Source organism: Sediminispirochaeta smaragdinae DSM 11293, assembly GCF_000143985.1.
GTDB lineage: Bacteria > Spirochaetota > Spirochaetia > DSM-16054 > Sediminispirochaetaceae > Sediminispirochaeta > Sediminispirochaeta smaragdinae.
In genome coordinates, this window is record NC_014364.1 from 545,062 (window position 1) to 571,475 (window position 26,414).

The following is a 26,414-nucleotide window of genomic DNA, read 5'->3' on the forward strand; positions in this document are numbered from 1 at the left end:
ACTACAGTATTTATGCGGGAAATGCCAGCGAGAGAAGGGATTATAAGGAACTATTTGCCAGATCCTCTTCCTTCGGATAGAGTAAGGGGAGATATCATGGAGCAAATTCGTTGCAGCATCAAGACAAAACTTAATCTTAGCATCGGTAGTGCCGTGCTTTTTTTTCTGGCGCTTCTTCTTGTCATTAGTTATGGTCTTTTCAAGGATAGTGCACTGAAAAGTACCGAAGCGTTGAGCCTTGCCCTTCTTGACGGTACGGATAAGCAGATTGATGCCTTTTTCGGGGAGCTTGAGAGAATCACCCGCTCGGTGGCCGAATTCCCATCGGTCAGAGGGGTCGAGACGGAGCGCATGCAATTAGAATTTCTCGCTACGGTTCGTGCACGGAAGAGGATGTTGAGGGCCGTCTATCTCGGAACGGCGGAGGGGCAGATGTACGAATGGGGCTACGGTCCCGGTTTTGTCGATAATGCCCCGGTTTTTCCCTCCGATTACGATCCAAGAGAGCGACCGTGGTACAAGGCGGCATTGACTGCCGGAGATTACACCATAACCCGTCCCTATCTGTATGCCAGTGTTCCGGCAATTGGTATAACCGCGGTCATCCCCGTACGTACGGAAGGGGGGCGTTTTGTCGGGGTCCTCGGCGTAGACGTCATGCTTTCCGACCTCCAGCAAATCGTCGATGAGATGGATATGCATCACATCGGCAAGGTTGTGTTACTCAACAAAGAACAGGTTCCCATCGTCAATCAATTTGCGGAAGGGGTCTTTGATCCTTCGGTGGTGCCGAGTGAAGGGGACGGAAGTTTTATCCATACCTTCGGTGGTCAACTTTTCTATGTGGCGAGCAAGCAGAATAGAAGTAGCGGCTGGACCTTGCTTTTGGCGCTTCCTTATCGAAACATCATGGAACGACCAATGGCGACGATTCGCTTGATGATTATGCTTGATGTCATGCTTATGCTTTTCCTCTTTGTTGCCCTGGGGGCATTGTCAACGGCTTTATCATTCATCCGTTACTCGCCATCGTAAAGGTGATACGAACCGTTGAGTCGGGGAAGCAGGATATTTCAATGGCCGTTGATACGGGGGATGAGATTGCCCTTCTCGCAGATGAGCTCAATGCCCTGGTAGTTCGTGTGAATGATTATTCTCGAAAAATGGAGGAGGAGGTCAGACGCCGGACAAAACAATTGACGGCATTGCAACAGGAAAATCTTCGACTCAGAGTCATTGAAGAAAAAGAACGAATTTACGGTTACCTCCACGACTCCCTTGGTGCACGACTGACAAATATTTTTCTTTCCAACAGTGTCGCCCAAAATTCTCACGACCCGGAACTCTTGAAAAACATGCATGAACGGATAGAAGATAATACCCAGCTTGCCATAGGAGATCTGAAGGAAATCCTTGCCGGGGCAGATACGGACACCAGGCGGATCATCGACTTTCGGCGTTTGGTTACCCACACCCTCGGCGATCGCCTGAAACTGCGGTATATTACTTTTCAGTGCAACATCGAAGATTCCGATCCACTGAACGAGCTTCCCTATGCCTTACGTTTCGAGCTTGAAAATATCCTGCAGGAGCTGGTCAGCAATGTGTTAAAGCACTCGGGAGCCAAGTCCGTTACCCTCGATATCTCGGTTCATGATGGAGTGGTTAGAATCGCTTTTGAAGACGATGGAAAGGGCTTCGATCCTTCGGAGGCCTCCATTGGTTTCGGGATCAGAAATATGATGAACAGGGTCCGGGGAATGGGCGGCCGTTTTTCCCTCGACAGCAAACCGGGTGGTGGCACCAGGGTGTCTATTGAGGTAGAGGCAAGATGATCAGGATCATGATATGCGAAGATGAACGGGAGGCGAGGGAAGGTTTTCGCTATCTCTTGGGGCTTGATGAGGAGATACGTGTTGTCGGGGCTTTTGCTTCCGCCGAGCAGTTAATCGATTCGATCCGTGAAGTGGGGACTCCCGACGTGGTAATGATGGATATTGGCTTGCCTGAGATGAGCGGCATCGAGGCAACCAGAATCATCCATGAAAAATGGCCTCAGATTAATATTTTGATTCTTACCATCTTCGAGGAGGAGGAGAAAATCCTTTCCGCCATTCAGGCCGGAGCATCGGGCTATGTACTGAAAAATACCAGGCCGGGCGAGCTTACCAGTCAGATAAAAGCGCTCTACCGGGGCGGCAGTCCGATCAGTCCGCAGATTGCACGAACCCTTCTCGGAGAGCTTAGAAAAGAAAAATCTCCTGCCGACCATGTCGATTATAATTTAACTCCTCGGGAGCTTGATGTGGTAAAGGGGATTATCGCCGGTTACACCTACAGGGAGATTGCCGATCGCTACAATATTTCCGGTTCTACGGTGAAAAAGCATATCCTGCATATCTATAAAAAACTCAATGTAAGTAGTAGGGTCGAGTTCATGAAAAAGATGTATGGGCCAAATGGCCCATTGTCCGCTTTATAAGCTCTCCACCCATCGATTCTTTAAAAGAAAAATTCTCCTCCTGGCCCCTGGTCCCGTTCGATTTTCCGTGATGAAATGATAACTAAGGAAAATACACAAATAAAGGAGGCTTGTGCCTATGAGCGCACAGGAAAAAAAGGGCGTAATGGACTGGTATTTTAAATCAAATCTTCTGGTGAGGATCTTGATTGGCCTAGTCCTTGGTGCCATTGCCGGGATCATTTTCGGCTCATCAATTCTCTGGATCGCTCCTTTCGGTGATCTGTTTGTCAGGCTTCTTAAGATGATCGTGATGCCGGTAATCTTTGCCACCCTGGTTGTGGGGGCGGCCAGTATCAGTCCTGCTCGGCTCGGGAAGGTCGGTATCAAGATTGTACTGTTTTATCTACTGACTTCAGCCTTTGCCGTGGCCATCGGTCTTATTTTCGGGAACCTTTTTCATCCTGGTACCGGACTTGATCTTGCTTCGGTAGCCAATGCCTCTGGACGTGAGCTTGTGAAGCCTTCACTGACTTCGACACTGCTTAATATTGTTCCCACCAATCCCTTCAGCGCCATTGCCGGAGGCGATGTGCTTCCTACGATCTTCTTTGCCATTATCTTCGGTATCGGGATCAGCTATCTGAAAATCAGCGAGAACGACAGAATCAAGCAGGCTGGTGATGTTCTGTTCCGCGTCTTTGACGGAGCCGCCGAGGTTATGTACATGGTTGTTCGCTGGGTGTTGCAGTATGCCCCCGTCGGAGTCTTTGCCTTGATAGCCGTAGTTTTCGCCAAACAGGGAGCCGCTGCGGTCGGCCCTCTTGGAAAGGTCACCCTTGCCGTCTATATCGCCTTGATTGTGCATGTCTTCTTGGTGTATGGCGGCCTGCTCACGGCAAACAAACTTAACCTTTTTCATTTCCTCTCCGGGGCCAAAGAGGCGATGTTGACCGCCTTTGTCACCCGTTCTTCCAGCGGCACCCTGCCGGTAACCATGAAGTGCAGTGAGGAAAACCATGGGGTTGACCGAAATATTTACTCCTTTACCCTCCCGCTTGGTGCTACCATCAACATGGACGGTACTGCCATCTATCAGGGGGTCTGTGCGCTTTTTATCGGTTTTGCCATCGGCTTACCGCTGAATTTTACCCAGCAGATTACCATTATCATTACCGCTGTACTTGCATCGATCGGTACGGCAGGTGTTCCCGGAGCCGGTGCCATCATGCTTTTGATGGTCATGGATTCGGTCGGTCTTCCCATTACCGAGGGAAGTCCCGTTGCCGCCGCATATGCCATGATCCTTGGAATCGATGCCATTCTTGATATGGGCAGGACCTGTATCAACGTCACCGGCGATATGACCGGAACCTTACTAATCGCCAAAAGCGAGAAACAAGTTGATATGAGTAAATGGCAGAAAAAGTAGTACGCTGACTCGACGTATTCAGAGGCCGCCCGAATCTAAGAATCTAAGGCGGCCTTTTTCATCGGCTTTGCTCAGCGATGTTTTTTATAGTTTATGCGGGCAACGAAGGATGCAAGAAGAAGAAAACCGGACATTGCCACAAAGACCGAGGGGATGGAGAAATGAATGGAAAGCACGGATCCGATCAGCGGGCTTATGGCCCATCCAAGGCTTCCCACCGTTGTTTGTATGCCGAAAAGGGTACCTCGATTTTCTGCGCTGGTTAAACTGGTAAGATGACTTTGCATCAGCGGCTCAAGACCTCCGGCAAAGAAAGAGCCTGCGACGAAAAATATGGTAAATCCCATTATGCTGTTCATGACCGAAGCAGGCAGAACCAGGATTGATGCAGCCAGGGCAAAGATCGATATAAGTTTTAGCCGGGGATGACGATCACCCAGTTTACCGAGCAAAATTCCGGAGATGGCGGTTACCAGTCCTATGACTCCTGAGATGGCCCCCATGATGGCAGCCGCTCCCTCTACCTTGCCCCGAAGCAGTTGAACCTGGATCGGCAGAAATGGGGTAGGCATACTTCTTGCGGCCCTGAGGAGAAAAAGGATGATGAGGAGAGGGCCTATCTGTTTCCAGGGCAATGCCCTGACCGCTTCGCTGAATGCGGAAATACCCCGTTTCCCGTTTTCTTTATTCCTCTGTTTTCGCCCCTCTTTCGGTTCCCGCACCAAAAAAAGAACTAAAATAAAGCTGGTAAGCATGACACCGCTGCCGATCAGAAAGCTTACCCGATAGCCGAGATATTCGGCAGAAAGTCCTCCGATTGTCGGCCCGATGATATACCCGATAAAGGTACTGGAGGCGAGAAGACCAAGAGATGAGGATAGCTTATCCGAGGGCGTTCCTGCTGCAACTAAGGTTGCGGCTGCGGTTACTGTTCCCGTAAAAAAGCCTTGGCAAAGCCTGAGTAGGAGGACCGACATGGGGCTCTGAACGGTACTCATGATCGCGAGAATGATGGTTCCCGTTGCCATTGCGCGAAGCATCATCAGTTTTCTTCCGTAACGATCCGAAAGTGCTCCCCATATCGGCGCTGCGATTCCCATAGAAATACCGGGGACTGCGCTGATCCAGCCAACCCATTGTTTCAACTCAACGGGATCGGTGACTCCCAGTTCCTGGAGAAAAAAGGGAATAAAAGGAAGTACGAAGCCAAATCCCGTGAGACTGAGGATCTGAGTAAACCAAACTGTATAGAGATTTCGTTGCCAGTGTTCCATTTATGTGAGATTATCATGAAGAATCAAAAGGGTGAATCTATCTGACTGCATCTTGCGACTTTTTTACAAGAACAAGGAGAGGGGTGATGTCGCCACAAAACGAACGGGAAACGTTCCGCGGTCTTGCGGTCAAACGGCGAGGCTCAAAGCCGTGGGAGCGGGATCTGAAACGATATCTCAGAGGGCCGCGGCATCGCTGGATCGTAACCGCTCCTTTCGCATTTCGCCCTTCTCTTCGTCGAGAGTTGGAGGACTTGGCCCTGCAATCGATTGAGAAGCATGGAGCCGGTTTTTGCTTCGAGGCAAGGATTTCCGAGATATATCCCGTTTTGATGCGCCTTCAGTGCGCTTCAAGGCTCTTCCTCCTGGTCGACAGCTTTCGTGCGGGGGCGGCGGAAGAGCTTTACCGAAGGATCGTTACCCTTCCCTGGGAATTACTGCTCCATGATGGAATCGCTCTTTCTGTACATGTCTCCCTGCGTCGATGCAGAATCGAGCACGAAGGAGCTGCTGAGCATACCCTTTATCAGGCTCTGGAACGGCGTGCTGAAGAGGCCGGACTCTCCCTTTCCGTATCCAATGATGCGCCTTCTCAGATGATTGAGCTCTTCGGAGAGGATAACCATTTTGAACTGCGTCTGGATGCCTGCGGGGAGCAGCTTTATCGTCGCGGTTATCGTCCGCTGGTCGGTCCTGCTCCGATTCGGGAGAATATTGCCGCCTCGCTTCTGCAATGGTACCGCATAGAATGTGGTCCTTTTTCCCTCTTTGTCGATCCTATGTGCGGCTCAGGAACCTTTCCTATTGAAGCTTGGGCAATGGCCTCCCACTTTCCTCTTGCCGGCCACCGCCGGTTTTCCATCTTTTTATGGCCGGTTTTTTCCAAGGCTGCATGGAACTGGGAAGCACATCGGCTTTATGGCGAGGCGGATATCACCGCGGCCGATGAACCGTTATTCTGGGGCAGTGATAAGGATCCGAAAATGGTACACATCAGCAGACTGAACGGAGAACGGGCAGGCGCAGCCGGGAACATTGGCTTTTTACATGAGGACTTTTTTCATCTTAGCCCTCAGGATCTTTTTTCTTCAGATCACGTGTCTCGAGTTGAAGGGAATAGAGGGGCCCTCTTGGCCATCAATCCTCCCTACGGAGTGAGATTGAAGGGAGATGATAATCTGTTTGTGCGTATTATCGATAGAAAAAAGAGGATATGGCAGGGATGGGACCTTCTCCTCCTTGCTCCACGTTCTCTTGCTCTGCCTCCCGGAAAAAAGAGCATAGATTTCGAGAACGGCGGAATCCCGATGAAGTGTATACTTTTCTAAGCATCTATGCCGAAGACCGTTCTTACCAGTGCGGCCAGGGCAAAACTAATAGCGGCAACACCAAAACTTAAAGAGATCATCTCAAGAAAGCGGCGTCGGAATGGAAGCTCCTTTGCCACCGAGATGTAGAAGGTAAAGCCGAGAATAATGAGTGCCGCAACCAGCAGGGTTACACCAAGACTTACATAGCTGTTCGAGAAGATGAAAAAGGGGAGAATCAGCAGGGTCACTGTCACAATATAGGCGATACCTGTATAAACGGCAGAGGTTAATGCCTTTTCATGATTACCTTCGGATTGATTGGAAAGATATTCGCTTGCCGCCATTGAAAAGGAAGCGGCAATTCCGGTAATGAGCCCTGCAGCTGCAATCATGCTTCCGTTTCGAAAGGCGAAGGTAAGGCCGGCCAAAGCCCCGGTCAGTTCGACCAATGCATCATTCAGTCCCAACACGATAGAGCCGACATATTCCAGTCTCTGCTCGTTCAAGAGCCGTAACAGTTCTGCTTCGTGTCGCTCTTCATCGTCGACAATGCCCTTTGCCTCAGGAACCGTTTCTGCCAGCTTGGTGTACGCCTGGGCAGCGGAAGATTCGCCAAGTTCCATTAGTTTTACCGCAAAGGTAAGACCGAGCAGCCTCGCCAAGAAGGGAAAAAACCAGACCTTAAACCGTTTCGGCTTTGCATTGCCTCCTGTATATCGTGCCCAGATATCATGATGGCGCTTTTCTTCTTCGGCGATCCGCAGGAGCACCTTTTGGTTCTCCGGATCCTTCTCTCGCTTTGCAATTTTTCGGTAAACCTGATATTCGGTGATCTCATTTCGCTGCATCTCGGCTATCATGTCCATGATCTTCTCCTTGGCATGATCGAAAGTATATACTGTTTCGAGCAAGAAGAGAAGCTGAGATCGGAAACTATGGACCGGTCTTCTCCAGTAGGTATTCTATTTCCTCGATATCCAATTCATCACAGGCCCTTTCCAGTTGGTTCGCAAAATCTATCAGTTCGGGATGCTCCTCTTTTGACGCTTCACGCTTAAGGAGTTCGGCAAAGTCGGCTATTTCATCGATGGCCCTCACCAATCTGACTGCTTCCCATTGCTTTTGTAGCGAGGCCGGCAACACTATGCTGGATTGTCGCTTAGAATCGTGTTCCTTTCTATGTTTTTCATCCGGCTGTAGCGCCCCTTCTTCGTCATCTGCCGACCGCCATTCCACCGAATCGAAGGATAGGGTGAAGGTCGATCCAGAACCCACATTGCTCTTTACATCGATACTTCCTTCCATCCCTTCTGCCAGATTTTTCGAAATTGCCAAACCAAGGCCGGTTCCCCCGTATTTTCTGGTGCTTTGGCCCTCCTGCTGACGAAAAGCCTCGAAAATAACATGCTGCTCTTTCTCCGGGATTCCAATACCGGTATCTATTACCGAAAAAGTGAGATTGCATCGTTGATCCTTCTGCTTTATATAGGCAGCATGAATTTCAAGGCAGACGCTGCCTTTTTCTGTGAATTTTAGGGCATTACTTACGAGGTTAATAAGAATCTGACGCACTCGGTCCTCATCAAGCTTTATCTGCTTGGGAATGGGGGTTCTCTCTTTTGTTATAAGGTCAATCCCTCGTTTTTTTGCCTCCATCTCGAAAAGCGCGATAATTTCCCGAACAAGGTGATGCGGAGAGAAGAAATCGTAGTTGAATTGGACCCCTCCTGCTTCTACTTTTGAAAAATCAAGGATATCACCAATAAGAGTAAGAAGATTTTTTCCCGAAAGATCGATCTGTGCGGCATACTCTTTTAGTTTAGGATCGCTCGTATTTCTTGCTATCAGATCATTGAAACCGAGAACCGCATTCAACGGCGTACGGATTTCGTGGCTCATATTGGCAAGGAACATACTTTTTGCTTTATTGGCTTCCTCAAGTCCCCGCTCCATGGCGATGCGTTCACTGATATCCCGACTGATGGCGATGATTTCCTGGCTGTCTGTTCTCCTGCTGTGGGTTTCAAACCAGGTATATGATCCGTCTTTCTTTTGGATGCGGTAGACAAGGGTCGTAATCCTTTCACTGGGACTACCTAGATGGTTCTTCCCGATCTCAATGACTCTTTCAATATCTTCCGGATGTATTATCTCCTCGACTTGTCTTCCTAGTAACTCTTCCTGCTCATAGCCCAGTAGCCGTATACAGGCGGGACTTACGTAGAGATAGATCCCTCCGGGAGCATGCTGACTGATCATATCGGAGGAGTTTTCAGCAAGCATACGGTATTTCCTCTCACTTTGCTGTATGGTCCGCTCGGCCTGTCGCCGCTCGGTTACATCGTGCATAATTGCCAGCAAGAGCTTTCGCTGGTCGAGATTCAGAAGCGTCATATGTACGTTGACTTCTCGTAGTTCTCCCGTTTTTGTTGTGTGCTGGGTATCAAAGGTTGCCTGATCGAATTCGGAAATGCCTTGTACCAGTTCTTTTACCCGTTGCTGGTGATCGGGGGGCTGGATGTCGAGATAGCTTAACTGTTTTATCTCGTCTTTACCGTATCCGAGGGATTCGATAGTGGCCTGGTTACATTCGCTGATCCCTAATGTTTCCGGATTAATAAGGAGAATGGAATCGGCCGCAGTCTCAAAGAGATTTCGATAGAGGGTCTCCGATTCCCATAGCCGTCGTTCCGATTCACGTTGTTGGGTAACATCATTTTGGATTGCGACGAAACTTATCACCATGCCAAAATCGGAGAAAATCGGTGCTATGGTTTGATGTGCATAATAAATCGTTCCATCTTGCTTTCGGTTGATGATCTCCTCTTCCCAAAGTTCTCCCGCAAGGATACTCTCCCAGAGTCTTGCAAAATAGCTCTCGGGCATCATACCGCTGTTCAGGATGTTTGGGGTCTTGCCCTCTGCCTCTTCCCAACTGTATCCGGTAATCCTCTCAAAGGCAGGGTTTGTGTAGGTTATGATCCCCTCCCTGTCGGTCATGTAGATTGCGTGTCCCGCCTCTCGAACCGCCCGCTTGAACTCAATTAATGACAGGGTCTTCTGCCGTATCGTTTTCGACAATCTATTGAATACCTTTCGCATGGTTTCAAGTTCGGAAAAGCTGTTTGCTATGACACCGATAGTCTGGGGCGTTTTCTCGATAACCGACTGTTCGATGATATGCTGCATCTGGGTGAGGGGCCGTACAATGTTGTTTTCTAAGGTTCTTTTGAGAATGATCAGCACCGATCCAATGAAAAAAAGGAAAAGGAGGGTGGTAAGGACCAAGGAACCAATTATTTCAAGGGCGGTGGCTGATATCGGTACGGCATAGGTAAGTATCCAATGGGTTTCGGGAATGGAGCGGGCCACTGCTATGTAGAGTCTCTCGCCAATAGAGACGAAAGCACTTGTTTCGCCATCGTTCTGTCTGATGTCGTGGATAACCGGAAGATCACCCCAATTGGCTTTTTGCTGGAGGAGACGAGGATCGGGGTGGAGCAAAAGGTTCCCTGACTGGTCGGTCACAAAAACAAGATTTTCGATATTTACCATTCCAATGGTCTGCATCATTTGATCGAAAAGATAATTGTTGTTAAGCTCGGCGATGATGTTTCCTTGTCCTTCAAGGGGATGTACCAGAAAAATACAAAGCTTTCCAGTATGGGGGCTGATGATCGGCCCCGTAGACAAGGAGGTCAGCCCCGGAGTTGGGACAGCCTCGTGCAGCAGATTGGAAACATCTTGATGTGCTTGTATTTTTGAATTTGCTGCTACTACGGTTCCGTCTGTGTCGGCAAAGGCGATTTTGCTGAAAATCTTGAACGATTCTTGAAACGAGGTAAGATGGTCATTCATACGTTCCGTTGGTTGTTTGGATAGAAACGTGAGAGAGGTATCGGCTACCGTCAGATACTTTTGAATCGTTGAGGCTATGGTTGCCGTTACTATTTTTTGCTGATCCCGATGAAAACGATAGGCGGTAAGTGTTTGAAGCGGGATGATCGTTACAAGGAGCGCCAGAATAGAGCCGAAAATAAAGGGATATAGCGACTTTCTTAATGTGATAATCAAGGGCTTTGGCATAGTCATGTAACCATAAGTAACTATATGGTTTTTTTAGTCGATTGCAAGGTGGCGAACGAATGGCTACAATGGCGAGATGGAGAATGAGAAACCCCCAGCTGGTATCTTTGACTATATTGAGCCTGACGGAATCATCTCTGCTGTTGAGATCTCTTACGGCATTAATCTGGACGGTACGTGGAGTGCGTTTCCCAGCTATGTAAATCGCGTATACGGACTTCGGGATGAAGATGGTAATCGGTATGTGGTGAAACTGTATCGTCCGGGGCGCTGGTCCGTTTCGGCGATAGAGGAAGAACACGGCTTTTTGCTGGAGTGTGCCGCAGAAGAGGTCCCCGTCGTTGCACCTCTTTCGGGAGTAGATGGAAGGACGCTTCATTTTCTGGAGTGTCCCGCCATATCAGGTTCCTATCCCTTTGCTCTTTTCCCTCTTCGGTCGGGACGACTTTTCGAAACGGATCGTGATGAAGATTATCTGCGTATCGGCTCTCTGATCGGGCGTCTTCATCGAATTTCCCGCCAGGGGAAAGCTCACGTCAGGCAGGAATGGCTTCCCTCACTTAGCAAGAATCACCTTGAGATGCTGCTTGAGCAAAACCTGGTTTCTTCTTCTTTGCGTCGGCATTTCGAGGGATTATGTCTCCACTGCATTGAAACAATCGAACCGCTTTTCTCTCATCAGCCCCTTTTGCGTCTTCATGGCGACTGCCATAGAGGTAATATCCTGGAACGGCCGGGAGAAGGCTTGATGCTTATCGATTTTGACGATATGTCAAACGGCCCGGCGGTACAGGACCTTTGGTTGTTGCTTCCCGATCGGATTGGGGCCTGTGAATATCAGTTTTCGCTTTTGCAGGAAGGCTACGGCCAATTTTCGGCCCTTTCCCCTGGTTCCGCGCTTCTCATAGAACCCCTGCGCTTTATGCGAATGCTTCACTATCTCGCATGGACCGCCCATCAGCAATGCGACCATGATTTTTCCCTGCGTCACCCACAGTGGGGGAGCGAGGCGTTTTGGATTCGAGAGCTTGCGGATTTTGAAGAGCAATTCGACTATATCCGAAAGATTCTCGATTCTTCTTACACCGGATAGCTTTCGATAAAGCGCTGAAGATTTCCTCTGATATAGCGGAAAACCCTACGCCGTTTCTCTCCATCGGTAGATTTAGGATCGAAGAGAATAACATGTACCCTGGCATCGTCCTGTCTGGTCCCCATGACGATGGCGTTGAGCATGATTCGTGCTCCCCGTAGTTGCAACTGGATATCACTCAGGTAGCTCTTCGGAGAAAAGAGCCCTTCCTGGGGAAAGGCGCAGGCCGCCCCGGCACTGCTGATGTCGAGTAGCTTCCCCTGAATGATGGAACCGTCTCTCGAAACATTGATCGTCGCCTGAGCATCCTTCGCACACAATGCCCTTACGAATTTTCTTCGCCCCTTCGCCTCATTAGCCTTGAGAACGTCCAGCAATATCTTTTTTGTTTCCGCGAAGCCCAATTTCAACCGTATAAAGCCTGCGGGAAGCGAATAATCAATCAGATATTTTTTTGCCAGTTCCTGATTCTCATCGTAGGTAAAGATACCGATTCGAGGGTCGTCATATTGGTCGGAGTTTTTCATTTCGAGTATGTAACGTTCCCATTCCGGTTCTTTCATGGTCGAATCGATGTTGATGAAGAGCACCGACCCCGGGAAGGCCTTCATAAGGCGTGCGGCTCTGTTATGATCTTTTAGAACATAGGCCTCGTATTCCTCCGAGACAATTTCTTCAATCATTTCATCCTTGATGACACTGTGTGGATATAAGAAAAAGACTTTCCTTCCAAGCAGGGAGGGATTACTCATGATTCTATGATAGTGACTTTACCTTTAAAAGAAAAGTTCCTACCTTATAAAATAAGGAGGAAATGCCATGCTACATGTAGTATCGCTGATACATGACCAATTTGAGGATCTGGAACTCTGGTATCCTGTTTTGCGTCTTCGGGAGGCCGGCGCATCGGTTTTGCTTGCCGGGGAGAAGGCGGGAGTCGAGTATCATGGGAAATATGGAGTCCCCGCACACGCAGACATCTCCTTCGATGAGATCGATCCTGATAGCATTGATGCCTTACTGGTTCCTGGTGGTTGGGCTCCCGATAAGCTGCGGAGATTTCCCAAGGTACTCGACGCGGTCAGGGCGATGTTCAGGCAGGAAAAGGTCGTTGGCCAAATATGCCATGCCGGCTGGGTGCTGGTGTCCGCCGGAGTTCTCAATGGCTACCGTGTAACGTCAACCCCTGGAATTCGGGACGATATGACAAATGCCGGAGCCATTTGGCTTGATGAACCGGTGGTTGTCGACCGGAATCTTGTTTCAAGCCGACGTCCTCCCGACTTACCAGACTATTTGAAGGCCCTTGTAAAGCTTCTGCAAGAAAAGACGGTTCGGTAAGCGGTCCGTTATTCTTTAACCGATAAGCTTACCCCCGAAAGGACCAATACGCTTCCAATCGCAAGGGGCATAGTTATCTCTTCGCCAAGGAGGACCATACCAAAAAAGAGGGCGGAGATCGGTTCGAGATTCATGAAGATGGCCGATTTGCTGGGGCCTATTTTGCTGATTCCGTAATAGTAGAAAACGTGGGCCACTCCGGCGGCTCCGATGCTCATGTAAAGGAGTCCGGCCCAGGCCGAGGGAGAAGCCGAAAAAACACGGGGAAGACCACCCTCGAGAAAAGCGGGAATCGCCAGAAGCAGGGCTCCGAAAAAGCTGCTGTACATGATGGCTGGCAATGGCGGAAAACTCTTAAGAACATGCTTCCCCGCGAAAGAGTACGCCGCCCAGCTGAAGACGCAACCGATCATAAAGAGTTCTCCCTTGCCGGGAGGAGTACGAAAGAGTGACGGGGGATCTCCTTCGGAAATTACGATCGCGGCTCCGAGGAAGGCGAGAATGAGCGCCAGAGGGAAGAGTTTCTGATGCTTTTCTTTATAGATAATCGCAGAAATCATTGCCACCACTGCCGGAGTCATTGCTATGATGACAGCACTCCTGCCGGCACTGACAGTAGCAAGAGCGGAAAATAGAAAGACATTGAAGAGGGCCACTCCTGTCATCCCCGCGGCGATTAAGGCGGGAAGTATGTTTTTCTCAGGCTTCGGCAGCTTTCCCCCTCGAATTCTGAGAAAAAGAGCAAGCAGTGTCGTCGTAACCACAAATCTGACAAAGGCTGCCGATATCGGCGGCATCTCCGCCGATACCACGCGTCCCGCAACTAAGGCTCCTCCCCAAAGCATCGGGGCGGCGAAAAGCGCCAATACAGCAGTTTTCTTTGAATCCATAGCCTCTCCACGCACAAAATTCGTTTTATGATCGCATTTCCGATAGCTGTTTTTGACACTTGTGAAACGAACAAGAAAAAAGTCACGGAAGCACTTAAAAAGTCTCGCACTTTTAGTTTTAGTCCTCAAGAGGGGCTTATGCAAGGGGTTCCTTGCTTATGAAATCATATGCCTTACGCAGGTCGGTATTCAAGTATCTTTTTGATCCCCATTTCGTACCTGCTCTATGCCTGAGCCTGGCAGCAACCGGCATCAAAGCTGATTCCCCATCTGGGCCCTCGCCGTCTCCATCATCGTGAATATACTGCAGGCCGTGTTTTGATCGGGTTCAGGAGAATGTAAAAGAGTTGTGCCCTTTTCTTGGTCGGCTTATAATACTCCCAGGTCATTTTGTTGGTTATCTGCATGAATTTCGTGATGATAAAGTGAGTTATACACAATTTCTTTTTTGAGAATTTATTTGGAGTATTTTTCATGAAGCAACTGAGGCTCTTTTCCATAATAATTATGGTTCTATTTATACTATCATGTTCTACAATTCCTTATTCAGGAATGGAGGTTATTTCAGAAACTGAAGGTTACAATTACTTTATTAGAAATAAAGAATCCAACTCTTTGATCATTTATATTAATGGAAGTGGATATAAATCAGTTTTAGGCTTACGAGATCATAATCATAAATGGACTGAAACAACCTTATCCAATCCTCTTTCTCAGCATTTCAGAGATAGTTATAATATCCTTATCCCTGAGAAATTAGATTTTTCTCCAGGAGAAATATATTTGGACAATCCTGAAGTATTGAGTAAGTCGACAGTCCAAGCTCTTGGGCTACGTTATTCTGGAAAAATTGACAGCTTCTTACGTAAGAACAATTTTGATGAGATTATTTTGATTGGAACCTCAGAAGGCGGAGCACTGTTACCATTCATTTATGAGAATCTGGAATATAAAAATGAAATTGACAAGATGGTGATTTGGAGTGGAGGAGGTCTTAGCCAACTGAAAGAGTTTCAAATCTTAAGAGATTCTTCTGTGGAAATGCCAGATCAATATCGTGAACTTTGTGGTCAAGTTACTGAGATGGCCGACACCATTAGTAAGGATCCCGAAGCTATCGATCGATATTACTTAGGACATCCATATATCCGCTGGAGTAGTTTTTTTGAGTATGAGCCTATTGAACTTATTAAAGGCATAAAAATCCCTATCCTTTTCATTCATGGTGAACTGGATTGGTCAACACCAGTTGAATCAACACGAATAATTGAAGACTCAAATATTTCAGATTTATTTGATTTCTACTATTATCCCAAAATGGAACATAGTCCTTCATCAGTTTCTGAATTAAAAAAAGTTCTTAAAGACATTGAAAAATGGTTAATTGGTTGAACGCTCCCGACGGCTCTGCTTACTGCGTGCGTATCGGCACCTCCCTTAAGTGAAGCTAACAGTCGTTTTGAAGCAGAAACCGGTACAACAATCTTGTACTCACTTCGAGGACTATATTCGACTGCGGGCAGATATTGAGCCAATTCTACTCCCATATCTGCTAACACTAAAGATAGTATAGCGATAAATACTTAATACAGCAACATTTACGTATGGGCCCAGCAGGACTTGAACCTGCGACCCTCTGATTATGAGTCAGATGCTCTAACCAACTGAGCTATAGGCCCGAAGTGAGGCTTATCATAGCCTTCTCTTTTGCAGGCTGTCAAGAGATGATACGAGATGACATTGACGATTGACCAATCAGGAACTACACTAAGAGAAGTAGGAAATCCTGCGCATAGTTACGTATGAAAAACCTTAATCAGAAAAACTGTGGATCTGTTTGTTCACGGGCGGATTTTTTTGCTTCGCTTGCGGTACGATATCTTCAATTTCCCTTAGGGGAGATCGACTATCAACAAGTAGGTCATGATCTTGTCTCTCTTTCAGGTGCTCAATCTGTCTTCCTCAATCTCTATGTGGCAGATAAACATTGTATTGAAACCAAGGCCTTCGCTTCCTCCCTTACAGGGGGTGCGGTGCCTTCTTGCGGCCCCTCTTTTGTCGGCCGATCTTGGCCTATGGATGATGCGGTTGGCAAGACTTTTCGAAGCTCCGAACTCACCTCTATTAATGCCGAAACCGGTGGAGGGCTGGATACCATGGTTCATAGTCTGTTTTCCCGTTTCGGGGAAGTCGGATTATGGGCTCTCGGCCTGCTCCATGATGGACGGTTTTTGGGAAATTTCTTCATGGTGTTTGAGAAAGAGGAGCAGAAGCCGGATCGAAAGGGTATCGACGCCTTTACCGAGATTGTGGTTCGACTGCTGCTGCGAAAAGAGAAGGAGCGGCAATTGCAGCAGAACCTTACGGAGAAAGATCTGATCCTCAGGGAATCCCATCATCGCATTAAGAATAATCTTTCACTTATATCCAGCCTTGTCGCCTTGCAGGGGGAGCTCCTTTCTCCTGAGCTTGCCAGCTTGCTGTATCCGATAATCAGCAGAATCAATGCCATTGTATTGATCCACGAGCAGCTCCACGAGGCAGGTAGCGATGGAAAGCAGGTTCGTTTTGAAACATATGTGAGACGTCTGGTGGGAGAACTTGCCGATTCTTTTCGTTCCGACGACTCCGGAATAACGCTGTCAATTCTTCGTGCCGATCATGCCTTTTTTGAGGACGGGACCGCTATTCCCCTTGGCATTATTTTGACTGAGCTGGTAATGAATTCCTTTAAACACGCCTTTAAGGGCTTGCCTGGAGGACGAATAGATGTTTCTTTTATGTGTGAAGACCAGACCGCCCAATTGATTGTACAAGACGACGGTAGGGGCATGGTCAGTTCGGACATACCAAAACAAAACAGCGCAGGGGCCTCGCTCGGGCTTGTTTTGGTGGAATCTCTGACTGCCCAGCTTCAGGGGCACTGGGAACAATCGATAGGCGAGAACGGCAGGGGATTGAAGAATACCGTTGCTTTCCCGCTACCGTGACTGTACTGGGAGGTGCGCTTATATGGATGTTCCGATTATGTATCCGGACAGGAAACGGCTTGAGGTCGCTTATAGAAAGAGATTACCTTGCCTGGAACAAGAGCGTGAAGATCTTGAATTACAATTGAAAAACCTGCTTCAGGCAGAAGAAATAAAAGCCACGGTAAAGGGCCGGATAAAGGCCTTCGATAGTTATTATGCAAAACTTCTTCGTAAACTCTCTTCGATGCCGATGCAGAGCCTATCCGAACAAGAGATTGATACGCTTATTCAGGACCTTGTCGGTGTTCGTATCTTAACCCCTTTTCTTGAGTCTGTTACGGATATAGAACGGCTTGTACGTAGCCGTTTTTCAGTCTTTGAAGTTGAACGTAAAGGAGAGGAACAGAGCTTTTGTGAGTTCGGCTATCGTTCCATCCATTTGAATATACGTCTTGATTCCGGACAGATTTGTGAAATTCAGATACGAACGATCCTTCAGGATGCCTGGGCCGAAGTTGAGCATGAACTGGTCTATAAAGGGAGCTTCAGTCCCTTTGATGAGCCGTTGAAACGTAAACTTGCAGCCCTCAATGCGACCCTTTCGCTTTCCGATATCATTTTCCAAGAGGTTCGCGATTATCAAAGAAAGCTGAACAAGGAACTCAAGCATCGGCGGGAAACCTTCGAACGCCAAATCAAAACAGAGCTTTCAGGAACTCCTCCTCTGACGAGGATGGAAAATCCTCCTTCCTATGAAAACATCGATGATTTGGATCAATCGCTTTTACACGCTTTACAGGTTCACAATAGTGGGGATTACAGCGGGGCTGTGGTTCTCTACGGAAAGATCCTTGCCGGCTCCTTGTCTAAGGAGATCCGGGTTATAACCCTTATGCATCGCGGCATGGCCCGTTTTGCCGATGCCGACTACGCCGGGGCCGAAGAGGATTTTCTTGCGGCCCTCTCTTCGGAGGGGCATAGGGGAAAAGCCCACTACTACCTTGGAATTTTATACCGGGTAACGGGTAGGCCAGGCCAGGCCCTTAATGCCTTTTCAGCGGCTTTGGAGGTAAATCCATACCACTTCGAATCGTTGCTGGGCTCGGCTCGGGCCCTGTATGATCTTGGGGATACAGAAGAGGCTTTGAGTTACTGCAACAACGCTTTAAGGCTTATGCCTGATGACGAAGCTGCCCTCGTATTGCGGCGGACTGTAGCTAGAAAACTTGGACTTTAACCTTGCTTTCGCTTTTTTCGTTGCTTTGGATATCGGCGGCCGCGTTACGATAGGTATAAAGGAAATTGAGCAGCACCTTGTCGAAGGGCTGTTTTTTACCCTCTTCTTCGAAACGGTTGTACAAAGCCATGATGTAGTTCCGAATCTCCTCCTCTGCCTCGATTCCGTTATCCGGTTTCGATAAAAGGTGGGTGATTACCTTTCGGGCAAGTTCTGGAGAAACGCGGCTTTTACCCGATGAGAGGACGAAAAGACCTGCCGCCACACAGTTCACGCTGTGCTGCTTGAGAAAAAGGATGCTGTCGGTGATGGAGATTGCCTGTTCCCAAAGGTAATGCTTTTCGTTTTCATAGCGTGTCGGATCTTCGGCGTATCGATCGATGATGTCACAGATTTTATGGAAATTGTAGCTCACAATCTCGACATGAAGGCTCGGAACACAGAGAAGGTGAGGGTCTGATAGATGTATCAGCCTGAAATAGGGACCGCCAACATGTTTCGGCCGATCGGTGGTCGACATGCAACGTCGATAGACCTTTGCGCTTTCGAGATAGAGTTCGCTGATCCCGTCCACATAATCGCTGATATCCTGGAGCACTGGTTCACCGAATTCCCGATAGAGAAAAAGAAGGGAACGTATCCAGAGATAGGTAAATGAAAGGTAGAGCTTTACGTGTTTTGGAGAAAAGGGAATCTTTCTATCCAACGGGTGGTCGACGTCGACCACAGGGGTTTTGATCAAGCGAAGCTTTCTTGCAAACTGAAGCAGAAAAAAGTGGCGTGCTATGACATGTATGACCCGAAAGGAGGCCTTGAAACTTTTTTTTCGAGTCATGAAGATGAAGGCTCCCCAAACGGCAGGTTGTTTACTGATACGGTTTGGAACATCCATGGCTTAATATCCTATAATCTTCTTCCCAAAAAGCATATTCTGGTAGCAACGTACACAGCCGGGCATCAACCCCTTTTTGCTTTCTTTCAAAACATGGCGAAATCTTCTTGCCCGTTCGTTATTGTAAATCTGATAGAAGGAATCTTCCTTCATAATATTTCCAAGGACGTAATCGGGATAGTCGCTGCAGAAATAAACATCGCCGTTATAGTCTATATTCCCCTGGAACCAGGGAATGGAGCATTGGTCCCTGACCGGCTGCTCGAGTTGTGTATAATAGGTGTCGATTTTTTCCGGCTTGATTGCAGGGACCGTGATGATGGGGTAGCCATTTTTCATCGAATGGACCCTCTTCAGTACCTCTGCAAAAAGTTCTCCATCGATCCCTTCGTTGTATCCGTTGGCAAAGCCATCCAGACAATGGATATCGCTATCAAGCTTCTCTTTCATAAAACGCTTATGCTGTTCGATGATGCTGCTATTTGTGTATGTTCCGAGGTTGATGATATGCCATGCGATCCCGAAATCCCTTGCCGCTTCGGCCAGTTTGTCGAGGTAACGGTAGTTAAGCCGGCTGATGGTGGTGACGATGCCCATGTAGGGACGATTACTTCCTTGTAGCTTTTTTTGCTTGTTGATTTCTGCAAAACCTTCGACGACCTTTTTGTAGGAACCTGATCCACGAATCGTGTCGTTGATATCTTCAAAGCCGTCGAGACTGACGAAAAGTGCGTGCCACCTGTCCCTGACGATCTGCTCGGCTCGTGCCTTCAGAAAGGTTCCGTTGGTATTGACGCTTAGAAGATTCCCCTTCTCAACGACATACTTGCCGAACTCCATGATATCCGGATAGATAAATGGCTCACCACCCCAGACATAAAAAAGCGGCTTATGGGGAGATACCTCATCGATAAGCCGCTTATAACGCTCGATCGGGACCAGCTTTTTTGCCTCTTGGATCGCGTAATCCCCTTTCAAAACACCGGTTTCTCCACGTTGATTGCACATAACGCAACGCAGATTACAGAGAGGGGTGATTCGAAAAGTCAGGAGACTCATCTCTTTACTGGTTTTGGGATGAAATCTTCGATCGACTAGTGCAGCCTTTCTCTTCCTACCGAAACCGCTGACAAGCAATTTTGCCATATCCGGATCTTTCAGTAGTACCTCCGGCACAACCGAGAAGTTATGTTTCATGATGCTATTCCTTTTTGCCGGTAAGGCCCATAACTGAAATTCGCATAATTGTCGCAATAAGAGTGTCGGAAAGCAATGCTCCGAAAAATGCCGAAATACGGTTGCCGAAACCAGGTATCACCCTTGCCCTTCCGGCAAGCAGCGCCCTGACCGCCGAGCGCGCAACTCGGTCGGCAGACATCCCCTTCCGAAATGAAAAGCTGCGGTACTTCTGACTTTCGATTCCGGCAGCTTTATCGAATCCTGTTCGTATGAATCCCGGCTCCAGCAAGGTGACAGAAACTCCGCTGCCGTATAACTCCGCCCGCAGGGCAAGGGTAAAGGTATGCACAAAGCTTTTTGTCGCACCATAACCGGCGAAAAAGGGCATCGGTTGTCCTCCCGCAATGGAGCCGACATTCAGGACGTTTCCCTTCCCTCTATCCGTAAGCATCGGTACAAAAAGCCGACACATGTTTGCTAAGGACTCTATATTCAATTTGATCATTGCGGCGAGGTCGTCTTTGTTTTGTTTGATCACAGGACCAAAAAGCCCTCTTCCCGCATTGTTTACCAATATCTCCAGCGGCGTATCTTCCTCGGTACAGACGGCGGAAACCTCTTCGGCAAGCCGTTCTGCTGCTTGCGCTTCCACGAGATCGCACGATATAGTCTTAACCTTCGGAGCGCCGCATGTAAGGCACTCTTGTGCCCCTGATGCAAGAACCTCTTTCCTTCTCCCGCAGAGAATAAGGGGATAGGATCGGGCAGCCAGCAGTTTTGCCATTTCCAGACCGAGCCCGGCCCCCCCTCCTGTTATTAAGGCGTATCCTTTTTGGGTGCTTTCCATGAAGAGAATATACGATCTGAGGCCGGAATAAACAAGGGCGCCAGTTACTATCAATATGATATTCTTGTTGTTTTATGGCTTTGACAATACAATGGGTGCAATGCATGAAAAAAAGATGGAGCGTGAAAGGCTATTTGCGATTTTTCTCATTGGTGTTTCTCTTCTATCGCATATGGGTGCCGGCCTTTTTTTCGGAGTCCAGGAGCAACATGTCGACTACCTGCGGATTCACTGGCACCTTCCCTTTTATCTCCTTCTTGCCATTTCTGCCGTGCTTTCAATCCTTATCAATCTAAAAATCGATAGTGGAAAAAAACAGGTTATTCTTCTTATTGACGTCTTGCTTTTTTTTCTTATCGGATACCCTTTGGGACCTCATCTCGATATCGAAATTATTCTTGGGATTAATCTCATTACCATCTTGGTTTTTTCCTTTTCAGATCTTTACGGAGAAAAGATTGCCTTGATCATCATTGTCGTTACCTTGATGCTACAGGCTCCATACAGCCTCTGGTTTACACAGGTACCGGCCCCTTCGATGGAGAATATGATTTTCGCCGCCTTCATCCTCGTCGTCTTCACCCTGTTTTTGTCGATTTTGAAGCGTGTGATGAATCGTTTGCATCATGAGGAGATCCGCAGCAGAAAGTACAACAGGGCCCTCGACGAACTGACGAACAACTCTTTCGACTATCAGCATATCTCACGGCAGAACGCCATGGAATTGATTCGGACCGAAAAGCAATATATCACCAGAGAAGTTCATGATATCATCAGTTACGCAATGACAAATCAGCTCATGCTGGTGCAGGCGGCCATGAGCATCAAGGATAAGAATTCTCCTGTGGTCGACGAATTACTGGAGAAGGCCAAGAATGAGATCAACGGCGGAATGTCGAAGACCAGGGCCGCCTTGGGTGAACTCCGGGATCAGGAGTTTGATCAGGAAGATGTCAATCTCCTTGTCGAGCAACTGATTGCCAAGTTCAAGAATTTTTCGCATATCGATGTCCAATTTAGGAAGGATGAGTTCTTTTCCCGCTTGCCCAGAGCCTATAATCAGACCATCTTCCATATTATTCAGCAGTGTATGACCAACACCTATCTACACAGCAGTGCAGATACAATAGAGATTCTTTGTGAACATGAGGGTAGATGTGTGGTTGTGGTGGTCAAGGACAACGGCACCAATAGCCGGGGCTTCCGTGAGGGGATCGGTATCAAGGGTATGCGCGAACGGATCGAGATGCTTGGTGGTGTGCTGAAAATTTCTGCCTTAAGCCTGGGCTTTACCGTACGTGCCGAAATTCCCATAGCAGAGGGTTGATGGTTGTGGATACGGTAAGAGTTTTGTTGGTTGATGATCAACTCCTTTTTCTGGAGAGTCTCAAAATCGTTCTGGAGAACCTTTCTGAAGAGATCGAAGTGTGCGGCCTTGCTTCTTCCGGTCACGAGGCGATCAGCTTGGCGGCAACGTGTCGACCCGATGTTATTTTGATGGATGTGAGCATGCCGGAGATGGACGGAATCGAAGCATCGGCGAGGATTAAGGCCGAGCGGCCCGATGTCAACATCATCATGCTGACCACCTTTGAGGAGAAGGGTAAGGTCCAAGAGGCCATCAAGCTGGGGATAAACGGCTATCTGCTCAAGAATCTCAAACCCGAACTGCTTATTCAGTATATCCTGCTCTCGGCTGAGGGCGGTGTTTTCCTTTCGACCGAGGTGGCGGACCGCTTATGTCGCCAGGGCGGGGATGAAAAGGCCGGGGATGAGCAAGCGGAACGCTGCCTGGATGAAGAGGATAGTTCCTACAAGTTCCTCACGAGGCGGGAAAAAGAGGTGCTGAAATACCTTGCCATGGATATGACAAACATGGAGATCGCCGAAAAAATCCATGTAGGCTATCAGACAATACGTAATTATATCAGCGTTATTTATTCTAAGCTGAACGTGTCGAATCGGATGGAAGTAATCAAGAAGATACAGGAGCTGTAAAAAGGGACAGAATTGAGTACATTTCGCTTACATTTGTAACTTGCGGTCCGCGTTACCCCATCCGATACTATGATAAAATTTTCGATGTGAAAAAGGAGAGGGTACGATGAAAAAAGGCTTTCTATCGCTTTGGATCCTTTTGGTCATGATCACCATTGGGACCTTTTTTTCTTGCAGCAAAGAGAACGACGAAGCTGCGGCCGAAAAAAAGAACGAAGTTGAAAAGGTTGCCCTGCGGATGGGGTCGTGGAGGATGGATGACGTCGCCCAGATGGAGGCGGTTCTGGCCGAATTTACCAAAACCCATCCGGGGATTGAGATTCTCTTTCAGCCGACCAATCCGCCGGACTACAATGCAACCTTGCGGCTGCAGCTGGAATCCGGTACGGGACCGGATATCATGTATGCCCGTTCGTATGCCACCGGAATTCAGCTTTTCGAAGATGGTTATCTAAGCGATCTCTCCTCACTTTCCGGCCTTGATACAACCTACAGCGAGGGCAATCAGGCTCCCTGGATGACAAAGGACGGTAAGAATTTCGCCATTCCCTTTACCGCAGTATCCCATGGGGTTTTTTACAACAAGGATATTTTTAAGGAATTGGGCCTTTCGATTCCCGAAAGCTGGAGCGATTTTCTCTCCGTCTGCAAAACGATCAAGGCGGCGGGCTACATTCCCGTTGCGAATTCCCTTGGTGACGAGTGGGATATCAACGAGGTTGTTTTTATGAATCTCGCCCCCAACTTTATCGGCGGAAGAGAAGGGCGTCTTGCATACGACGAGGGAAAAACCCCTTTCAACGACAAGAAAGTAGTTGCCCTTTTTCAGGCCATGGCTTCACTGGCCCCTTACCTGCCGGAAGGTTTTGAGGCTTTGACCTACAACGACAGCAATGCCCTCTTCGCCACCGGACAGGCAGCCATGTATTTCGACGGCTCCTGGACGCTCGGCACCTTCAGCGATGTGGATTTTGATTGGGGCGTTTTTGCTCCTCCGGCTCCCGATGGACAGAAAGTGCACTACATCTGCTTCCATCCCGATGCGGGTATGGCCATAAACAGCAGCACAAAGTACCCCGAAGAGGCTAAAATCTTCCTCGAATGGCTTGGTTCTCCCGAGGGTGCACAGGTTTTGGCAGAAAACCTTCCCATGGGAATGTTTCCGATGAGCAATATCGCCGTCGAGATCGAAGATCCTCATGCAAAAGAGTTTCTTTCCCTCAACGACGGGCGTCAGCTCGATGTCAGATGGGCTTGGCCGGAACTGCTTGGCGGAGATCCCTCCGGCTATAACCTGATGATGGAAGGTTCGATCGGTGTCATTACGGGACGAATCACTCCCAAGCAGGCTGCCGATAATCTCCAGGAAGGCTTGGCTAAATGGTATCCTCCTGCCCAGAAATGGTAAGGAGCTGTTGCGTTACTTCAGCGGCTCGGAGAGGCTCGTCTCTCCGGGCCGTTTTCGAAAGGATCTGTTATGCAGCGATATATTGAAGGGCGGAGTCAACCCTTTTCTTGGTTTCTTTACATTCTCCCGGCTTTGCTTGTCTATCTCATTTTTCTTGCCTATCCCCTTTTCAGCTCCATGCTGACCAGCTTTATGACGGGCAATCATGCCCAAATTCAAACCTTCGTGGGGTTTGACAACTATGTTCGTCTTTTTACCGAAGAGGAACTTTCCACGCGTTATTTCTCGGCCTTTAGAAATACCGTTGTCTTTTTCGCCATACACATGCTGGTTCAGAATGTTCTGGGTATGCTGTTTGCCAATTTCCTACAAAACAAACATTTGAAGGGGCGCAAATTCTATCAAACGATCATTTTTATTCCCGCTACCCTGGCCATTATCGTCACGGGCTACCTCTGGAAGCTGATTCTGAATCCGCAGTGGGGTGCCTTTAACCTTATACTCAAGGCCCTCGGATCAGAGCACGCAAATTTCCCCTGGCTCGGCACCCCTGGTGTCTCTCTGGTCGTCATTTCGCTGGTTTCTTCCTGGCAGTGGGTTGGTATCCCGACGATGTTTTTTATTTCCGCCTTGGGAAATATCCCGGATGAACTGTACGAAGCTGCCGCAATAAGCGGGGCCTCACCGTGGCAGGTCTTTACCAACATCAAGTTGCCTCTCATCTTGCCCACAGTGGGGGTCGTCTCGACTCTCACCTTTGTGAACAACTTCAATGCCTTTGATGTTGTATTTGCCATGGAGAATGTAAATGGTGCTCCCGATTATTCGACGGATATTCTCGGGACCTTCTTTTACCGAACCGGTATTGCGGGACAGCATCCCATCGGTATCCCCGATCGGGGAATGGGAGCGGCAGTGGCCACCGTTACCTTTGTGGTACTGATTATTGGAGTGGCCCTGATTCGTCGTATTACCGTAAAACGAGATGAGGTCTGATTATGAAAACAACAGCGAAACATCAATCCCTGGGGAGCGCCGGACGAGGGATTACCTACCTCATATTAACTCTTTGGTCCTTGATGGTTCTCTTTCCGGTCTGGACCATGGTGATCAACTCTTTTAAGAAACGACTTGATATCTATAAAGACCCTTTCGGTTTGCCTTCTATTTGGAGCTTCGACAGCTACCTGGCCGTGTTGAAGGGGCACCAGTTCGGGCGCTATTTCTTCAACAGCATATTGATAACCGTTCTCTCGCTGGCGCTGATCCTGCTTCTCGGTAGTCTCGCCTCCTATGCCATTGCCCGCTGGAATTCCAAGTTGTCACGATGGTTATATGCCTTCATGATAGCCGGTATGATGATCCCAATTCGGATCGGCAGCATTCCCCTTTTGCGAATGATCAATGAAATGGGGCTTATGAACAGTCTTTTCAGTCTTTTGCCGATCTATGTGGCAATGGGTATTCCCGTTGCCGTTCTCGTTCTGACCCAGTTTATTCGCGATATCCCCATCGAGATGACCGAGGCTGCGCTCATCGACGGGGCCAAACCGCGGCAGATCTATTACAAGATCGTATTGAAGCTGATTCAGCCTGCCATGGCTTCGGTTGCCATCTACAACCTCGTTCCTATTTGGAACGATCTCTGGTTTCCCCTCATTTTCATCAACAAGGAGAGCCAGAAAACGGTCATTTTGGGGGTGACAACCCTTTTCGGCCAGTATCAGACCGATTGGTCGAGAATCCTCGCGGTTCTGACCCTCGCTTCTCTTCCTATTCTTCTCCTCTATCTTGCGATGTCCAGGCAGTTTGTGGAAGGCCTGACTGCAGGAGCGGTCAAGGGATAGTCTCAGGAGGTCCGAATTTTTCCCCTTTTGTTGGAGATTCGGACCATCCTCTCTTATTTATCGTTGTCATATCATATAATATTTCTCATATACAGATAGGGGTAAAAGCTTCGATTTATCGGCCCTGGGTACTGTTTATTGTTTGCT

23 protein-coding genes and 1 tRNA gene are annotated in these 26,414 nt (G+C 48.3%); 15 read left to right on the plus strand and 9 right to left on the minus strand.

Annotated elements, in window-relative coordinates:
* Positions 1-96 precede the first annotated feature (96 nt).
* The 4 genes from SPIRS_RS02675 (at position 97) to SPIRS_RS02690 (ending at position 3,893) form a co-directional block, all read left to right on the plus strand.
* Positions 97-1,035 carry a cache domain-containing protein gene (locus tag SPIRS_RS02675; RefSeq protein ID WP_013253137.1) on the plus strand — a complete coding sequence of 313 codons (939 nt, stop codon included), beginning with the start codon at positions 97-99 and terminating at the stop codon, positions 1,033-1,035.
* A gap of 2 nt (positions 1,036-1,037) precedes the next feature.
* Positions 1,038-1,835: a sensor histidine kinase gene (locus tag SPIRS_RS02680; RefSeq protein WP_013253138.1), complete on the plus strand. Its 798-nt coding sequence runs from the start codon at positions 1,038-1,040 to the stop codon at positions 1,833-1,835.
* A complete protein-coding gene (locus SPIRS_RS02685; protein WP_013253139.1) occupies positions 1,832-2,482 on the plus strand; it encodes a response regulator in 651 nt (216 codons plus the stop codon). The genes SPIRS_RS02680 and SPIRS_RS02685 overlap by 4 nt, the downstream gene beginning before the upstream one ends.
* Positions 2,483-2,600: 118 nt before the next feature.
* Entirely contained in the window at positions 2,601-3,893 is a 1,293-nt protein-coding gene (locus SPIRS_RS02690; RefSeq protein WP_013253140.1) for a dicarboxylate/amino acid:cation symporter, read from the plus strand.
* A gap of 71 nt (positions 3,894-3,964) precedes the next feature.
* Here SPIRS_RS02690 and SPIRS_RS02695 read toward each other — a convergent pair whose 3' ends face one another.
* Positions 3,965-5,167, minus strand: a complete 1,203-nt coding sequence (locus SPIRS_RS02695) for an MFS transporter (RefSeq protein ID WP_013253141.1) — start codon at positions 5,165-5,167, stop codon at positions 3,965-3,967.
* Between the two features lie 86 nt (positions 5,168-5,253).
* Here SPIRS_RS02695 and SPIRS_RS02700 point away from each other — a divergent pair, with 86 nt between their 5' ends.
* A complete protein-coding gene (locus tag SPIRS_RS02700; RefSeq protein WP_013253142.1) occupies positions 5,254-6,495 on the plus strand; it encodes a THUMP domain-containing class I SAM-dependent RNA methyltransferase in 1,242 nt (413 codons plus the stop codon).
* Here SPIRS_RS02700 and SPIRS_RS02705 read toward each other — a convergent pair.
* Both SPIRS_RS02705 and SPIRS_RS02710 read right to left on the minus strand, forming a co-directional pair.
* A complete protein-coding gene (locus tag SPIRS_RS02705; protein WP_281046979.1) occupies positions 6,492-7,388 on the minus strand; it encodes a VIT1/CCC1 transporter family protein in 897 nt (298 codons plus the stop codon). The two genes, SPIRS_RS02700 and SPIRS_RS02705, sit on opposite strands and share 4 nt — an antisense overlap.
* A gap of 22 nt (positions 7,389-7,410) precedes the next feature.
* On the minus strand, positions 7,411-10,563 hold the full coding sequence (locus SPIRS_RS02710) for a PAS domain S-box protein (RefSeq protein ID WP_148224021.1): 3,153 nt from the start codon (positions 10,561-10,563) through the stop codon (positions 7,411-7,413).
* A 76-nt stretch (positions 10,564-10,639) separates the two neighbouring features.
* Between SPIRS_RS02710 and SPIRS_RS02715 the strand changes: the two genes are divergently transcribed.
* A complete protein-coding gene (locus SPIRS_RS02715) occupies positions 10,640-11,656 on the plus strand; it encodes a serine/threonine protein kinase (RefSeq protein WP_013253145.1) in 1,017 nt (338 codons plus the stop codon).
* Here the strand turns inward: SPIRS_RS02715 and SPIRS_RS02720 are convergent.
* Positions 11,644-12,339: a PilZ domain-containing protein gene (locus tag SPIRS_RS02720; protein WP_245537679.1), complete on the minus strand. Its 696-nt coding sequence runs from the start codon at positions 12,337-12,339 to the stop codon at positions 11,644-11,646. The genes SPIRS_RS02715 and SPIRS_RS02720 overlap by 13 nt on opposite strands.
* A 136-nt stretch (positions 12,340-12,475) precedes the next feature.
* On the opposite strand from SPIRS_RS02720, the gene SPIRS_RS02725 reads away from it, so the two are divergent.
* Positions 12,476-12,997 (plus strand): type 1 glutamine amidotransferase domain-containing protein, encoded by a 522-nt coding sequence (locus SPIRS_RS02725; RefSeq protein WP_013253147.1) that lies wholly within the window; start codon positions 12,476-12,478, stop codon positions 12,995-12,997.
* Between the two features lie 8 nt (positions 12,998-13,005).
* On the opposite strand, the gene SPIRS_RS02730 is transcribed toward SPIRS_RS02725, so the two are convergent.
* Positions 13,006-13,887, minus strand: coding sequence for a DMT family transporter (locus SPIRS_RS02730; RefSeq protein WP_013253148.1), 882 nt, complete (start codon positions 13,885-13,887; stop codon positions 13,006-13,008).
* Between the two features lie 474 nt (positions 13,888-14,361).
* Between SPIRS_RS02730 and SPIRS_RS02740 the strand changes: the two genes are divergently transcribed.
* Positions 14,362-15,279, plus strand: coding sequence for an alpha/beta hydrolase (locus SPIRS_RS02740; RefSeq protein WP_013253149.1), 918 nt, complete (start codon positions 14,362-14,364; stop codon positions 15,277-15,279).
* A gap of 213 nt (positions 15,280-15,492) precedes the next feature.
* Here SPIRS_RS02740 and SPIRS_RS02745 read toward each other — a convergent pair.
* Positions 15,493-15,566: transfer RNA gene (locus SPIRS_RS02745), tRNA-Ile, on the minus strand.
* A 123-nt stretch (positions 15,567-15,689) separates the two neighbouring features.
* Between SPIRS_RS02745 and SPIRS_RS02750 the strand changes: the two genes are divergently transcribed.
* Positions 15,690-16,877 carry a sensor histidine kinase gene (locus SPIRS_RS02750; RefSeq protein ID WP_013253150.1) on the plus strand — a complete coding sequence of 396 codons (1,188 nt, stop codon included), beginning with the start codon at positions 15,690-15,692 and terminating at the stop codon, positions 16,875-16,877.
* 22 nt (positions 16,878-16,899) lie between these two features.
* Complete coding sequence (locus SPIRS_RS02755; RefSeq protein ID WP_013253151.1) at positions 16,900-18,096, plus strand: tetratricopeptide repeat protein; 1,197 nt, start codon at positions 16,900-16,902, stop codon at positions 18,094-18,096.
* Here SPIRS_RS02755 and SPIRS_RS02760 read toward each other — a convergent pair.
* The 3 genes from SPIRS_RS02760 to SPIRS_RS02770 are packed head-to-tail and all read right to left on the minus strand — an operon-like array spanning position 18,077 to position 21,014.
* Positions 18,077-18,988, minus strand: a complete 912-nt coding sequence (locus SPIRS_RS02760; RefSeq protein WP_013253152.1) for a hypothetical protein — start codon at positions 18,986-18,988, stop codon at positions 18,077-18,079. The two genes, SPIRS_RS02755 and SPIRS_RS02760, sit on opposite strands and share 20 nt — an antisense overlap.
* A 3-nt stretch (positions 18,989-18,991) precedes the next feature.
* Positions 18,992-20,185 carry a radical SAM protein gene (locus tag SPIRS_RS02765; RefSeq protein WP_013253153.1) on the minus strand — a complete coding sequence of 398 codons (1,194 nt, stop codon included), beginning with the start codon at positions 20,183-20,185 and terminating at the stop codon, positions 18,992-18,994.
* A gap of 4 nt (positions 20,186-20,189) precedes the next feature.
* Positions 20,190-21,014 carry an SDR family NAD(P)-dependent oxidoreductase gene (locus SPIRS_RS02770; protein WP_013253154.1) on the minus strand — a complete coding sequence of 275 codons (825 nt, stop codon included), beginning with the start codon at positions 21,012-21,014 and terminating at the stop codon, positions 20,190-20,192.
* Between the two features lie 115 nt (positions 21,015-21,129).
* Between SPIRS_RS02770 and SPIRS_RS02775 the strand changes: the two genes are divergently transcribed.
* The 5 genes from SPIRS_RS02775 to SPIRS_RS02795 all read left to right on the plus strand — a co-directional run bounded on the left by SPIRS_RS02775 (position 21,130) and on the right by SPIRS_RS02795 (position 26,267).
* Positions 21,130-22,341, plus strand: coding sequence for a sensor histidine kinase (locus tag SPIRS_RS02775; protein WP_148224128.1), 1,212 nt, complete (start codon positions 21,130-21,132; stop codon positions 22,339-22,341).
* A complete protein-coding gene (locus SPIRS_RS02780; RefSeq protein WP_013253156.1) occupies positions 22,341-23,012 on the plus strand; it encodes a response regulator transcription factor in 672 nt (223 codons plus the stop codon). Before SPIRS_RS02775 ends, SPIRS_RS02780 begins: the two co-directional genes overlap by 1 nt.
* A gap of 106 nt (positions 23,013-23,118) precedes the next feature.
* Positions 23,119-24,420 carry an ABC transporter substrate-binding protein gene (locus tag SPIRS_RS02785; protein WP_013253157.1) on the plus strand — a complete coding sequence of 434 codons (1,302 nt, stop codon included), beginning with the start codon at positions 23,119-23,121 and terminating at the stop codon, positions 24,418-24,420.
* A 69-nt stretch (positions 24,421-24,489) separates the two neighbouring features.
* The gene (locus tag SPIRS_RS02790) at positions 24,490-25,416 is read left to right on the plus strand and encodes a carbohydrate ABC transporter permease (protein WP_013253158.1); all 927 of its coding nucleotides are present in this window, start codon (positions 24,490-24,492) and stop codon (positions 25,414-25,416) included.
* A 2-nt stretch (positions 25,417-25,418) separates the two neighbouring features.
* Entirely contained in the window at positions 25,419-26,267 is an 849-nt protein-coding gene (locus SPIRS_RS02795) for a carbohydrate ABC transporter permease (protein WP_013253159.1), read from the plus strand.
* The last annotated feature ends 147 nt before the right edge of the window (positions 26,268-26,414 follow it).

Bases quoted from the DNA above. Each gene is read 5' to 3' on its own strand.
- SPIRS_RS02775 (WP_148224128.1), top strand. From the start codon at position 21,130: ATGGAGCGTGAAAGGCTATTTGCGATTTTTCTCATTGGTGTTTCTCTT.
- SPIRS_RS02695 (WP_013253141.1), bottom strand. From the start codon at position 5,167: ATGGAACACTGGCAACGAAATCTCTATACAGTTTGGTTTACTCAGATC.
- SPIRS_RS02780 (WP_013253156.1), top strand. From the start codon at position 22,341: ATGGTTGTGGATACGGTAAGAGTTTTGTTGGTTGATGATCAACTCCTT.
- SPIRS_RS02710 (WP_148224021.1), bottom strand. From the start codon at position 10,563: ATGCCAAAGCCCTTGATTATCACATTAAGAAAGTCGCTATATCCCTTT.
- SPIRS_RS02790 (WP_013253158.1), top strand. From the start codon at position 24,490: ATGCAGCGATATATTGAAGGGCGGAGTCAACCCTTTTCTTGGTTTCTT.
- SPIRS_RS02740 (WP_013253149.1), top strand. From the start codon at position 14,362: ATGAAGCAACTGAGGCTCTTTTCCATAATAATTATGGTTCTATTTATA.
- SPIRS_RS02765 (WP_013253153.1), bottom strand. From the start codon at position 20,185: ATGAAACATAACTTCTCGGTTGTGCCGGAGGTACTACTGAAAGATCCG.
- SPIRS_RS02785 (WP_013253157.1), top strand. From the start codon at position 23,119: ATGAAAAAAGGCTTTCTATCGCTTTGGATCCTTTTGGTCATGATCACC.
- SPIRS_RS02690 (WP_013253140.1), top strand. From the start codon at position 2,601: ATGAGCGCACAGGAAAAAAAGGGCGTAATGGACTGGTATTTTAAATCA.
- SPIRS_RS02795 (WP_013253159.1), top strand. From the start codon at position 25,419: ATGAAAACAACAGCGAAACATCAATCCCTGGGGAGCGCCGGACGAGGG.
- SPIRS_RS02720 (WP_245537679.1), bottom strand. From the start codon at position 12,339: ATGATTGAAGAAATTGTCTCGGAGGAATACGAGGCCTATGTTCTAAAA.
- SPIRS_RS02770 (WP_013253154.1), bottom strand. From the start codon at position 21,014: ATGGAAAGCACCCAAAAAGGATACGCCTTAATAACAGGAGGGGGGGCC.
- SPIRS_RS02755 (WP_013253151.1), top strand. From the start codon at position 16,900: ATGGATGTTCCGATTATGTATCCGGACAGGAAACGGCTTGAGGTCGCT.
- SPIRS_RS02715 (WP_013253145.1), top strand. From the start codon at position 10,640: ATGGAGAATGAGAAACCCCCAGCTGGTATCTTTGACTATATTGAGCCT.
- SPIRS_RS02675 (WP_013253137.1), top strand. From the start codon at position 97: ATGGAGCAAATTCGTTGCAGCATCAAGACAAAACTTAATCTTAGCATC.
- SPIRS_RS02750 (WP_013253150.1), top strand. From the start codon at position 15,690: ATGAAAAACCTTAATCAGAAAAACTGTGGATCTGTTTGTTCACGGGCG.
- SPIRS_RS02760 (WP_013253152.1), bottom strand. From the start codon at position 18,988: ATGGATGTTCCAAACCGTATCAGTAAACAACCTGCCGTTTGGGGAGCC.
- SPIRS_RS02685 (WP_013253139.1), top strand. From the start codon at position 1,832: ATGATCAGGATCATGATATGCGAAGATGAACGGGAGGCGAGGGAAGGT.
- SPIRS_RS02700 (WP_013253142.1), top strand. From the start codon at position 5,254: ATGTCGCCACAAAACGAACGGGAAACGTTCCGCGGTCTTGCGGTCAAA.
- SPIRS_RS02730 (WP_013253148.1), bottom strand. From the start codon at position 13,887: ATGGATTCAAAGAAAACTGCTGTATTGGCGCTTTTCGCCGCCCCGATG.
- SPIRS_RS02725 (WP_013253147.1), top strand. From the start codon at position 12,476: ATGCTACATGTAGTATCGCTGATACATGACCAATTTGAGGATCTGGAA.